Origin of the sequence: Clostridium sp. MD294 (genome assembly GCF_000364165.2) — a bacterium.
GTDB lineage: Bacteria > Bacillota > Clostridia > Lachnospirales > Anaerotignaceae > Coprocola.
The window spans coordinates 558,432-571,218 of sequence record NZ_CP097810.1 but is presented as its reverse complement, the minus strand read 5'-3'; the positions used below and the strand labels follow the sequence as shown (position 1 = coordinate 571,218).

General features: G+C 32.5%; 15 protein-coding genes. All 15 read left to right on the top strand.

What is annotated here, in order from left to right; translation table 11 throughout:
* Positions 1 to 63 precede the first annotated feature (63 nt).
* The 15 genes from C820_RS02795 (at position 64) to C820_RS02725 (ending at position 12,768) form a co-directional block, all read left to right on the top strand.
* On the top strand, positions 64 to 297 hold the full coding sequence (locus C820_RS02795) for a flagellar FlbD family protein (protein ID WP_004035506.1): 234 nt from the start codon (positions 64 to 66) through the stop codon (positions 295 to 297).
* A gap of 24 nt (positions 298 to 321) precedes the next feature.
* Positions 322 to 1,140 (top strand): motility protein A, encoded by an 819-nt coding sequence (locus C820_RS02790; RefSeq protein WP_004035507.1) that lies wholly within the window; start codon positions 322 to 324, stop codon positions 1,138 to 1,140.
* A 74-nt stretch (positions 1,141 to 1,214) separates the two neighbouring features.
* Complete coding sequence (locus C820_RS02785) at positions 1,215 to 2,030, top strand: OmpA/MotB family protein (protein ID WP_004035509.1); 816 nt, start codon at positions 1,215 to 1,217, stop codon at positions 2,028 to 2,030.
* Positions 2,031 to 2,062: 32 nt separating this feature from the next.
* Positions 2,063 to 3,067 carry a flagellar motor switch protein FliM gene (locus C820_RS02780; protein ID WP_004035510.1) on the top strand — a complete coding sequence of 335 codons (1,005 nt, stop codon included), beginning with the start codon at positions 2,063 to 2,065 and terminating at the stop codon, positions 3,065 to 3,067.
* 28 nt (positions 3,068 to 3,095) lie between these two features.
* Positions 3,096 to 4,499 carry a flagellar motor switch protein FliN gene (gene fliN / locus C820_RS02775; protein WP_251855621.1) on the top strand — a complete coding sequence of 468 codons (1,404 nt, stop codon included), beginning with the start codon at positions 3,096 to 3,098 and terminating at the stop codon, positions 4,497 to 4,499.
* Between the two features lie 104 nt (positions 4,500 to 4,603).
* Positions 4,604 to 4,963: a response regulator gene (locus tag C820_RS02770; protein ID WP_004035514.1), complete on the top strand. Its 360-nt coding sequence runs from the start codon at positions 4,604 to 4,606 to the stop codon at positions 4,961 to 4,963.
* A 78-nt stretch (positions 4,964 to 5,041) separates the two neighbouring features.
* Positions 5,042 to 5,341, top strand: coding sequence for a flagellar biosynthetic protein FliO (locus C820_RS02765; protein WP_242824491.1), 300 nt, complete (start codon positions 5,042 to 5,044; stop codon positions 5,339 to 5,341).
* Between the two features lie 27 nt (positions 5,342 to 5,368).
* A complete protein-coding gene (gene fliP / locus C820_RS02760; RefSeq protein WP_004035524.1) occupies positions 5,369 to 6,037 on the top strand; it encodes a flagellar type III secretion system pore protein FliP in 669 nt (222 codons plus the stop codon).
* A 17-nt stretch (positions 6,038 to 6,054) separates the two neighbouring features.
* Positions 6,055 to 6,315, top strand: coding sequence for a flagellar biosynthesis protein FliQ (gene fliQ, locus C820_RS02755; RefSeq protein WP_004035526.1), 261 nt, complete (start codon positions 6,055 to 6,057; stop codon positions 6,313 to 6,315).
* Between the two features lie 18 nt (positions 6,316 to 6,333).
* Entirely contained in the window at positions 6,334 to 7,098 is a 765-nt protein-coding gene (locus tag C820_RS02750; protein WP_004035528.1) for a flagellar biosynthetic protein FliR, read from the top strand.
* Positions 7,099 to 7,140: 42 nt separating this feature from the next.
* Positions 7,141 to 8,217 carry a flagellar biosynthesis protein FlhB gene (gene flhB / locus C820_RS02745; protein ID WP_004035530.1) on the top strand — a complete coding sequence of 359 codons (1,077 nt, stop codon included), beginning with the start codon at positions 7,141 to 7,143 and terminating at the stop codon, positions 8,215 to 8,217.
* A 70-nt stretch (positions 8,218 to 8,287) separates the two neighbouring features.
* On the top strand, positions 8,288 to 10,378 hold the full coding sequence (flhA, locus tag C820_RS02740; RefSeq protein ID WP_051057751.1) for a flagellar biosynthesis protein FlhA: 2,091 nt from the start codon (positions 8,288 to 8,290) through the stop codon (positions 10,376 to 10,378).
* A 29-nt stretch (positions 10,379 to 10,407) separates the two neighbouring features.
* Positions 10,408 to 11,193 (top strand): sigma-70 family RNA polymerase sigma factor, encoded by a 786-nt coding sequence (locus tag C820_RS02735; protein WP_004035534.1) that lies wholly within the window; start codon positions 10,408 to 10,410, stop codon positions 11,191 to 11,193.
* A 13-nt stretch (positions 11,194 to 11,206) separates the two neighbouring features.
* Positions 11,207 to 11,971, top strand: coding sequence for a flagellar hook-basal body protein (locus C820_RS02730; RefSeq protein ID WP_004035536.1), 765 nt, complete (start codon positions 11,207 to 11,209; stop codon positions 11,969 to 11,971).
* A 23-nt stretch (positions 11,972 to 11,994) separates the two neighbouring features.
* On the top strand, positions 11,995 to 12,768 hold the full coding sequence (locus C820_RS02725; RefSeq protein ID WP_004035538.1) for a flagellar hook-basal body protein: 774 nt from the start codon (positions 11,995 to 11,997) through the stop codon (positions 12,766 to 12,768).
* Positions 12,769 to 12,787: the final 19 nt, after the last annotated feature.

Genomic DNA, 12,787 nt, shown 5'->3' with positions numbered 1-12,787 from the left:
GAGCTAGAGTGGGAAAATTCCCGCTCTGGCTAAATTATAAATATAAAAAGAGGGGGGCTTATTTTGATTAAGCTGACAAAATTAAATAAAGAACCATTTATTATTAACTGTGGACAAATTGAGAGAATTGAATTAATTCCAGAAAGTAAAATTATTATGATGAATAAGGATTATTACGTAGTAAGGGAAAGTGCTGAAGAAATTGTACAAAAGATTATTGATTATAATGCAAAGATATATGAATGGCATCAAAAAATGAGTATAGAGCATAATGGTGAAGAAAATTTGTTGTGGTAATGGAGAAATTAGCGGAGGCGTGTTATGGACTTAACAACAATTATTGGTATACTAGTTGGTATTGCATTTATTATTAATGGTATTGCTCTTGACACAAGTGAAGGCGTTAAATATGTTATAGGTAATCTTGGAAATTTTGCAGACCCTCCTAGTGCAATTATCGTTATAGGGGGTACTATTGCAGCTGTTGTTGCAAATTATTCTTCAAAACACTTAAAAGCAATACCAAAACATTTAAAAATTATGTTAGATGGCAAAAAATTTGACCCAATGGAATATATTGATACATTGGTAGATTTTGCACAAATTGCTAGAAAAAATGGACTTTTAGCTTTGGAAGAAAAAGCGAACCAAATAGATGACCCATTTTTTAAACAAGGCTTGATGCTAATTGTAGATGCAACAGATGCAGATAGAGTAAAAGAAATGCTTAATAATGACTTGGATAATTTAGTAGCAAGACATGATGAAGTTGTTGGAATGTATGAAAAAGCATCAACAACAGCACCAGCGTTTGGTATGATTGGTACATTGGTTGGTTTGATTAATATGTTAAAAAGTATGAATTTAGAAGATAGTAGTGGTGCAGGAAGTTTAGGTGCAAGTATGTCTGTTGCTTTGGTAACAACATTTTATGGTTGTATATTAGCGAACTTGATATTTAATCCTATTGCAACAAAATTAAGAATAAGACATTCTGAAGAAGAATTATGTAAAACGATTATTATTGAAGGAGTATTATCTATACAAGCGGGTGAAAATCCCAAATTTTTAAAAGAGAAATTAATTTCTTTCTTGCCACAAGGACAAAGAGAAGCAGCGTCTGCGGAAGGCGGAGAATGATAGAATATAGAAAATGAAGGAAAATAAAAAAATAAATCAATTTTAAATAGATTAATTAGAGGTCAGGTGTTATAATGGGCAGGAGGAAAAAAAGTAGCGGAGGCGGAGGAGCCAATTGGATGGATACTTATGGCGACATGGTAACGCTATTGCTGTGTTTTTTTGTATTATTATATTCTATGTCAGATATTAATAAAGAAAAATTTGAAATTTTGGTAAAAGCTTTTAATCCAAGTGCAGCAGAAATTTCTCAAATTGTCATTGACTCTAACGAACAACCAGGAGAAGATCCTCTGATATCTTCTGAACAACCAGAACAAATAGATGACTTTGATGAATTATTTTATACATTGTCGCAGTACATAGAACAAAATAATTTGCAAAATGATATAGAAGTTTCAAAAGGCGATGGATTTGCGTTTATTACATTTCGTAACAACATATTTTTTGATGGAGATAGTTATGTATTAAAACAAGAAGGAAAAGATACATTGGATATATTAGCTGGAGCTTTAAATAGCATTACAGATAATATTAAAGAAATATCTGTTTTGGGGCATACATCTCAAGCAAGTCCAAATGTACCAAATGAGCCAGTAAGTGATAGATTTTTATCATCAAATAGGGCAACAGAGGTATTACTATATTTGCAACAAAAGAATTTTATTGATCCTACAAAATTAGTAGCTTCTGGATATGGTCAATTTCGACCAATCAGTAAATTTGACACAGCAGAAGAAAGAGCAAGAAATAGACGTGTTGAAATACTAATTACAAAAACAGATGATGTAGAAAGAAGTTTAGAAGAGTATTACGCGGAGTCAGAGAGTATAAAAGTAGAAACAATTTTAGATAGTCAACAAGAAGCTGCACAAAATACACAACAATAAAATAATTATAATAAGGAGAGGGGGGAAGGTAAATGGCGGAAGCTTTATCTCAAAGCCAAATAGATGCACTGCTAAGTTCTATGGCAAGTGGAGGCTTTGAAGAAGAAAAGAAAGAAACTACCCCAGAGAAAAAGTATCGAAAATATGATTTTTATAGTCCTAAGAAATTTACAAAAGATAAACTAAAAATATTAAGTAATATTTATGAAAACTATGCTAGACTATTAAATGCTAGAGTAAATGGTTTGCTTCGTATGAATAGTCAGGTGGAGATTGTCAGTGTAGAGGAACAAAGGTATTATGAATTTAGTAATGCCTTGAGAGAAAATGACATATTGACATTAGTAAACGTCCATTTACCAAAAGGGGCAGAGGAGATAGAAGAAGTACCAACCGTTGTATTTACAAATGCAGAAGTTATGTTGTTAATGATTGATAGAATGTTGGGAGCTTCTGGAGAAGAAGTGCCTAACATATCTCTTGATTATAAGTATACAGATTTAGAGTTAGCATTGTATCGAGATATCATTTCACATTTTATACGCATTATGAGAGATGGCTGGCTGAACTATTTAGATGATGTATCATTTGATATACAAAAAATAGAAAGAAATGGTAATATGATGCAAACAGTAAGTATGGACGAAACTATAGCTATTGTAGTTTTAGATATTACGGTAGGCAAAGTAACAGGACGAATGAATATTTGTATTCCTGAAACGGTTTTAAGTGTTGTATTTAATTTAATTGATAATAGAAGTAGTAATGCAGGTAGAAAAGGTAACATTGAAGATACAGCAGAAGAAATTATGGAGTGCATTAAGAGCTCTACGCTAGAAATAAAGGCAGAGCTTGGTCAAGCCCAAGTAAATTTGAATGATATATATAATTTACATGTTGGAGATGTTATCAATCTAAACAAACCAAAAGATTCTGAAATCTATCTCTATATTGAAGACCAGCCATGGTTTAAAGGAAAACTTGGTGTTCAAAATAAGAACATGGCGGTAAAAATCAGCGGAATATATGAAGAATAAATGATTTATTGAAGGAGCGAGAAAAGAAATGAGTTCAAATCGTTTTAGTCCATTAGAGATAGACGCCATAGGTGAAATACTGAATATAAGTTTAGGAGCGTCAGCAACGGCAGTATCTACAATGCTTAGTAAAAGAGTTGATATTACAACACCTAGAGTACAAGTTCTTACTGCTGAAGAATTTAAGTTTACAAATTTAGAACCTGCTATTGGAGTGCAAATTACATATGTGGCCGGTTTAGAAGGCACAAATGTAATGCTTTTAAAAAGAAAAGATGTAAAATCTATAGTAGAGATTTTAATGATGACAGAAATTCCAGATGAGGAATTTGAATTAAATGAATTAAATTTAAGTGCAATTTGTGAAGTTATGAATATGATGATGGGGGCATCAGCTACAGCACTTTCTGAATTTTTAGGAGAAGTAGTAGATATTTCAACACCAGAAGCATTTTCTATTGAGGATATTCAAGGATTTAAAGATGATTGTTTTGGCGGTGAACAAGAAAAAGTTGTTATTAGCTTTGACCTAAAAATTGAGGATTATGTTGAGAGCGAATTTATGAATATGATGCCTGTTAAATTGGCTAAAAAATTAGTTTCTGCTTTTGGAGTACCAATGGACGAAATGGGCAATGAAACAGAACCGGAACCAGAGCCAACACCAGCGGCAACTACAGAGAGTAGTGGCGGTAATATGTCACAAGAAGAAATTGAGAAGTTGCTAGGCAATACGGCGAGTGAACCAGAGCCAACACCAGCAGCAAGTACATCAAGTAGTGGCGGTAATATGTCACAAGAGGAAATTGAGAAGTTGCTAGGCAATACGGCGAGTGAACCAGAGCCAACACCAGCAGCAAGTACATCAAGTAGTGGTGGTAATATGTCGCAGGAAGAAATTGAAAAATTGCTAGGTAGTGCAACAAGTGAGCCAACACCACAACCAGCACCAGTACCACAACCACAACCAATTCCTCAGCCACAACCAATGCCACAAATGATGCAACCACAAATGCAAGCAGCAGCACCAGATATGATGCAGCAAATGATGGGAGGAACACAACAACCACAAATGCCACAACAATCAATGGAACCGAAGGTGATTAATGTGCAACCTTTACCAGTAGATAATTTAAAAGCAACAAAGGAAAACATGGGAGAGGAACAAAAAGAAAATCTAAATATGATACTTGGTGTACCTTTAGAAGTTTCTGTTGAAATTGGTAGAACAAAAAAACTAGTAAAAGAGATATTAGAGTTGTCACAAGGTTCTCTTGTTGTATTAGATAAATTGGCAGGTGACCAAGTTGATTTATATGTAAATGGTCAATGTATAGCTAAAGGTGATGTAGTAGTAGTAAATGATAATTTTGGTATTCGTATAACTGAAATTATTAAAAAGCAAGATTTGATAAAAGGTCTTGGAAAATAACAAAAAGTAAGAATTGTTGTATAAAAAATAAAGTAATTTTTATTATACAACAGATAAATTATAAAAAATAAAAAAATGCTTATAGTGAAGAAAGGTATGGTAAAATGGCTAAGATTTTGTTAGTTGATGATGCAGCTTTTATGAGAATGATGGTAAAGGACGTATTAACTAAAAATGGTTACACAGATTTATATGAGGCAGCAGATGGAGTGCAGGCAGTAGAGAAATATGAAGAAGTACAACCAGATTTAGTAATTATGGATATTACAATGCCTAATATGGATGGTTTAGAAGCATTGAAAGCTATTAAGGGCAAGCATGCTGATGCAAATATTGTAATGTGTTCTGCAATGGGTCAAGAAGCAATGGTTATTGAAGCAATTAAATCTGGAGCAAAAGACTTTATTGTAAAACCATTCAAACCTGATAGAGTTTTAAAAACAGTAACCACAATTGTTGGTTAATGCAAGAGAGGACTGAGTGCTATCATAACACAAACATTGCCTATGTTGGCAACTCTTGTAGTAGTAATAATATTGATAGTGTATTTAAGTTATTTGTTTAGTAAATTGGTTGCAAAAAGCTCCTTCAAAACAGACAGTAGGGCAAAAGGCATAAAATTGCTGGACAGAGCGGTTGTGGGAACAGACCGCTCTATTGATATTATACAAGTGAATGAAAGATATTTTCTGATAGGAAATACTGCAACAAATATGGTATGTTTAGCAGAACTTTCTGAAGAAGATATAATTATTGAAAAAAAAGAATATGATATAGAAAACGGCAGTAAATTATTTCAAAATATGATGTTTGAAAAATGGAGAACAAAAAAGAAGAAATAATAGCTGACAGTTTTAGAGGTGTTTAACATGACAGATGCACTCATCAATGTCAATGGTAACAGTGTTCAAACATTAGAAATATTGTTTTTGTTGACAGTGATTTCGTTATTACCGTCTATATTGATGCTGATAACTGCCTTTACGAGAATTCTTATTGTGCTTTCTTTTTTGAGAAATGCCATTGGATTGCAGGGCACACCGCCAAACTCTGTATTAATAGGGCTTGCGTTATTTATGACATTGTTTATTATGACACCTGTTGTAGATGAGGTAAATGAAACGGCATATGTGCCATATAAAAATGAAGAAATTTCTCAAGTAGAGGCATTAGAAAGAGCAAGTATACCAATAAAAAGGTTTATGTTAGAGAATACAAAACCAGATTCATTAAATTTGTTTTTGGATTTTGCAGATATTCAGTATCCGCAAACAATGGAACAGCAGGTAATGGATTTGCCTATGCGAGTTGTAATACCAGCATTTATGACAAGTGAATTGTCAAGAGCATTTGTAATGGGATTTTTGTTATTTATACCATTTTTATTAATAGATATAGTGGTATCAAGTACATTAATGTCTATGGGTATGATTATGTTGCCACCAGCAACAATATCATTACCTTTTAAAATATTGCTTTTTGTGACTGTAGATGGGTGGCATTTGTTATTTTCGACTCTTGTTTATAGTTTTAATTAGTGAAGGAGGAGAAATTTATGACAAATTCAGAAGTAATGTCTGTCATGCAGTCTGCTCTTGTTGTTGGTGTAAAACTTGCAGCACCTATATTGTTATTAAGTATGTTTTTGGGAATATTAATTTCCATTATACAAGCAGCAACACAAATTCATGAACAAACGATTACATTTGTGCCTAAACTCATAATAATTATAGCATTATGTTTATTCAGTGGTAGTTGGATGCTGGAAACATTGCAAGATTATACTTATGAGTTGTTTCGAATGATGTTATTATAAAAGGCGAGGTTTCATATTGTGTTAGAGCCAAATCGTTTTATGTTTTTTACACTAGTATTAATGAGAATGTCAGGTATGATATTGTTCAATCCTATATTAGGAAGAAGGAACATACCAGCAGCAGTAAAAGCTGGTATGATTATGGCATTAACAATAATTGTTTCTAGTTTTTATAATGGTGCAATAGAGCCACCTAATACAATAGTAGAATATGCTGTATTGTTGTTAAAAGAATGTGCAGTAGGATATATTGCAGGATTTATCATTAGTTTATTTTTATATATCATTATATTAGCTGGAGAATTTATTGATATGCAATTAGGTTTATCTATGGCAAAAATATATGATAGTCAAAGTAATGCGTCTATTTCAATGAGTGCAACACTTTATAATATATTATATATGTTGTTATTTTTTGCTTTAAATGGTCATATTGCATTAATACATGCTATATTAACCTCCTCTGAAGTCATACCTTATGGGGAGGTTGTTTTAAATCAGGTAGCCTATCAAATGATTTGGGATATATTTATACAATGTACTATTGCAGGAATACAACTTTCATTTCCTATATTAGCAGCAGAATTAATTTGTGAAATGGGTGTAGGAATACTGATGAAAACAATACCACAAATCAATGTGTTTGTTATCAATATACAAGCAAAGGTATTGATAGGAATATTAATATTATTAATGATGTCTGTACCTATGGAGGAATTCATAAGGGGATTGATACCACAAACAATAGATAGTTTTAAAGAAATACTTCAGTTGTTGAAGTAATATAGAAATAGAAAAAAGACGCCTATAAAGGGGGGAGCAACATTGGCGGCAGATGAGAAAACCGAACAAGCCACCCCCAAGAAGCGACGAGATGAACGAAAAAAGGGTAATATCTTTTTGAGTAAAGATGTTGTAGTTGTTGCATCGCTTCTTGGTACATTTTTTTCTTTAAAGTTGTTATTTCCGGGTATGTATGAAGCAATTAGTACATTTTTAATTAGATATATGAACTATGCTTCGGTAAAAACGGAAGTAACAGCAGAATTTGTGTCAGATATGACAAGAGAAATGATTATTACGTTTGTAAAAGTATGTGTACCGCTTTTAATGATTGCTGTACTTTTGGCAGTTGTAGCAACAGCAGCACAAACAAAACTTTTATTTTCAACAGACGCATTAAAACCAAAATTTAGTAGGTTAAGTCCTTTACAAGGATTTAAGAAATTATTTTCATCAAAAAGTCTAGTAGAAGTATTAAAAGGAATAATAAAAATTACTATTTTAATATGGATTATGTATGACTTTTTTATAGGGCAGTTAATTAATTTTGAAAGAACATTAAAATTAGATTTAATTTCTTCTACTGCATTTGTTTTAGATTGTGTAATAAAATTGGTTATGAAAGTAAGTATTGCATTTGTGGCAATTTCTGCCTTTGACTATTTTTATCAATGGTGGGATTATGAAAAGCAGTTGAAGATGTCAAAACAAGAAGTAAAAGAAGAGTATAAACAAACAGAAGGAAATCCTCAAATTAAAGGAAAAATAAAAGAATTGCAAAGAAGAATGGCTATGTCAAGAATGATGCAGTCCGTTCCAACGGCAGACGTAGTATTAAGAAATCCAAGTCATTTTGCAGTTGCGTTAAAATATGATGGAGAAAAAGACGCAGCACCTATTGTTGTAGCAAAAGGACAAGATAAGATTGCATTCAAGATTATAAAAATTGCAGAAGAAAATGGTGTTCAGGTAGTAGAAAATAAACCTGTAGCAAGGGCATTGTATGCTATGACAAAAGTATCAGGTATGATACCAGAGGAATTTTATGGTACAGTTGCTGAAATTCTTGTGTATGTTTATAAACTTGAAGGTAAAGATTTAATGGGAAAAAAGAAATAAGAAAATACAAGTAATAAAAAAAAGACTTATTTTTTACATATAACATTTTGATTGGAAAATGGTGAAATCTATGAAAAATGCGTTAAATTATATCGTATCCATATTTGTAATTATCATAGTATTATTGTTAATTATTCCACTGCCTGTTTGGCTGTTGGATATGATGTTTATATTAAATATTTCCCTTTCTTTGATTATATTGCTGATTTCCATGCAAATTAAAGAGTCGCTGGAATTTTCCATATTTCCCTCATTGCTTTTAATTACAACGTTGTTTAGAATTGGTTTAAATATATCCTCAACACGTTTGATATTAACAAAAGCAGGTGCAGCAGGGGAAGTCATAAAGGCCTTTGGTACATTTGTATTACAGGGGAATATTGTTGTTGGTGTTATTATATTCTTAATTATAGTATTGGTACAATTTTTGGTTATTACAAAAGGTGCTGAACGTGTTGCTGAAGTTGCTGCTAGATTTACATTAGACGCTATGCCTGGTAAACAAATGGCAATTGATGCAGACTTAAGTTCTGGTTTAATAACAGAAGAAGAGTCACGTGTTAGAAGGTATAAAATACAAAAGGAAGCAGATTTCTATGGTTCTATGGACGGTGCTACAAAAATTGTAAAAGGTGATGCTATTATGTCTATTATCATAACAGCAACAAACTTTATAGCTGGTACAATTATAGGTATGGTACAGTCTACAATGACATTTAGTGAAGTGCTTTCTGTATATTCTATTGCAACAATAGGCGATGGTCTTGTATCACAGATACCAGCACTTTTGATTTCTACCGCAACTGGTATGATAGTAACAAGAGCAGTTTCAGATGGAAGTTTAAATAATGACGTAGCAACACAATTTTTAGCACAACCACAAGCACTTATGATGGGTGGCGGCATTATGGCAGCAGTTTCTGTAGTGCCTGGTATGCCTCATATTCCATTGATGGTAGTAGGTGCTATATTGCTTGCAATTGGTTGGAGAGCATCTAGTCGTATGAAAGCGTTAATTGCAGCAGATGCTACATTAACTGCTCCTGGTGGTGCTACAGTAGGAACAGCTCCAGAAGAAGAAGCACCTGCACCTATGAGCGAGAATGAATTTTATAAAGATATTAATAATGTGTATTCTTTGTTAAATGTAGAGCCTATTGAGATGGAAATAGGCTATAGCTTGATACCTCTTGTAGATGAGTCAAGTGGAGGTAAATTGATAGAACGTATTGTTATATTTAGAAGACAATATGCACAGGATATGGGATTTGTTATTCCTTCCATTCGATTGAGAGATAGTTCTAATTTAAATACAAATCAATATGTTATTAATATAAAGGGAGAAGAAATAGCAAAAGGCGAAATATTAATTGATTATTATTTAGCTTTAGAGCCACCAAATCCAGCAGGTGAAATTGATGGTATTGAAACAATAGAGCCGTCGTATGGTATTCCAAGTAAATGGATTACTCCAGAAAATAAAGAAATGGCAGAAATCTATGGTTATACAGTAATAGACCCGCTTTCTGTAATGTTAACACATTTGTCTGAAACAGTGAAAAAACACGCATATGAATTGTTAACAAGAAATGAAGTAATGCAATTAATTGAAAATACAAAAAAAGTGTCACCAGATTTAATAGAGGAAACATTTCCTAATGTACTAACATATGGAACATTTCAAAAAATATTGTCTAATCTGTTAAAAGAGGGTGTACCAATAAAAGATATGGAAACAATATTAGAAACGATTGTGGACTCTTCTGCAACAACAAGAGATTTAGATACCATTACAGAAAATATACGTATTGCATTAAAACGTACTATTACAAGAAAATTCTGTGAAGGTGGACAAATGAAAGTAATTACATTAGATGCAGAAGTTGAAAAAGCGATTATTGCTGGTTTAACAAAAGGTGAACAAGGAATTTACATTTCAATGAGTCCAGAATTGATGCAAAAATTAATTGGACAGATTAGTGAACAAATGAAGAAATTTAATGAACTTTCACAGACACCAATTATATTAACAAGTAATGTAGTCAGAGCCTATTTTTATAGACTTATAGAACAATTTTTTCCAAATATTTATGTACTTTCATTTAACGAAATTGCAAATAATGTGCAGATACAAGCAATTGGTAACATTGTATTATCGTAAAATAAGCAACAAGGACAGGAGAGATAGGTATGCTTTCTCAAAAAGAATTGGATACAAAAACAAATGAAGAGCTGCTTATACTGTATAAACAAACCAATGACCAAAAAATCAAACAAACATTGGTGTTGCGATATGTCTATATTGTTAAAAATATTGCTATGCAAATGAGAGGAATTTACTTGGGTTTTTCTCAGATTGATGATATAATTAATGAAGGCGTTTTAGCTATTATGACAGCAATTGATAAATTTGACATCAATAAGCACGTAAAATTTGAAACTTATATTTCAAAAAGAATACGAGGAATGATTATTGATATTGCTAGAAAACAAGATTGGGTTCCAAGAAGTATACGAAAAAGTGCCAAAGAAATAGAAGAAGCACAAAACATATTAAGTCATCAGTTAGGAAGAACACCAACAGATGAAGAAGTAGCAAACCATCTTCAAATTAGCATAAAAAAGTATAAAGAAGACTTGGGAAAGACAGGAACATTCAATTTACTTTCTTTGGATATGCTTATGGAAGAAGAAGGTGTTGGGCAAAAATCTGGAGGAATATTAAAAAATACGAATGAATTATTGCCAGAGCAGTATTTGCAAAAAAAAGAAACAGCAGCAGCATTAAAAGAGGGATTAGCTTCTTTAAGAGAAAAAGAACAAATGGTACTATCTCTTTATTATATCAATGAATTAAATATGAAAGAAATATCTGTAGTAATGCAGGTAAGTGAACCAAGAATTTCTCAAATTCATGCAAATGCAATACGCAAATTAAGAAATTATATGCAACGTTTTTTTGACGAAAAGGAATAGGAGGTGAGTAAGTGTGTCAAAGGGGTTTTATCATTTAACTTCAGGTATGCTTACACAAAATAGAAATTTATCAGTAATAGCAAATAATATGACAAATGCAGCAACACCAGGTTTTAAATCTGATGAATTTATCACAACAACATTTCAAAATGAGATGTTTTCAAGATATGGAAATATCAATCATGAAGATGGTCAAGAATTAGGTACAACATCATCTATGATTACAGCAGGTGAAGTAACTATAACAGACTATACACAGGGAATATTTGAACCAACAGATATGAATATGGACTTTGCAATAGCAGGGCCTGGTTTTTTCCAAGTGCAAACAGTAGATGGATTGATGTATACGAGAAATGGTGCTTTTATAATAGACGATGAAGGATATATAGCATTACAGCACGCAGGGCGTGTGCTGGGAGAAAATAATCAACCTATATATACTGGTACAGATAATATACAGGCATTAGATGATGGCACGATATTGGCAGCAGATGGTAATACTGTTTTAGGAAGATTAGGCATAGTAGACTTTGAAGATTATAATGGAATACAAAAATCAAAACAAGAAGGATTGTTTACAGCAATAGGAGGTCAGCAACCTGTACCAGTAAATACCCCTATAGAATGGAAGATGTTAGAAAAATCTAATGTAGATTTGGTAAAACAAATGACTGATATGATGGCTAGTGAAAGAGCGTTGCAAAGTGCAGCACAAGTGTTAAAAATGTATGACCAGTTGCTGGGAAAAGCAACAACAGAAATTGGTAGAGTATAATAATACAATAGGAGGCAGCAGATATGGACCGTTCATTTTATACAGGTGCTGTAGGAGCGATTGCACATCAAGAAAGATTGAATATTATAGCAAATAATATTGCTAATGTAAATACACATGGATATAAAAATAAACCTTCTACATTTTCGGAATGTATTTATAGTAATTTGAATGCAGTAGCACAAGAACCAACAGATTATATTGCTGGGGCAGGAGTACATGTAGAAAAGACGAATGTAGATTTTACACAGGGACATCTTTCAACAACAGGTTTAGAATATGATTATATGATTATGGGAGATGGATTTTTTGCAATACAAAATCCTGCAACGCAAGAAATTACATATACAAGAAATGGAAATTTTATGACATCATTACAGCCAGATGGTAATTTTTATCTTCAGACAGCAAATGGAAAAAGGGTATTAGATGTTAATCAAAATCCTATTATAGTAGGAACATTGCCTCCAACAGCAGAGGGAGGAATACCAGGTTCTCAAGAAATGATAGCAGGAGAAGACTTGATTGAACAAATAGGAATATATACATTTCCTTCTAAAAATGGTATGGAGAGTGTAAGGGGAACAGAATTTATACCAGCGGAAAAAGATGGTCAGCCTGTAGTAACAGCTGGTAATGGGACAATATTAGCAAATAAAGCATTAGAAATGAGTAATGTCAATTTAGGACAGGAAGTAACAAAAATGATTGAAGCACAAAGATGCTATCAATATGCGTTAAGAATGGTACAAACTTCTGACGAAGTAGAAACAACCATTAATGGATTGAGGTCTTGATAAGACACTTTATTAGGAG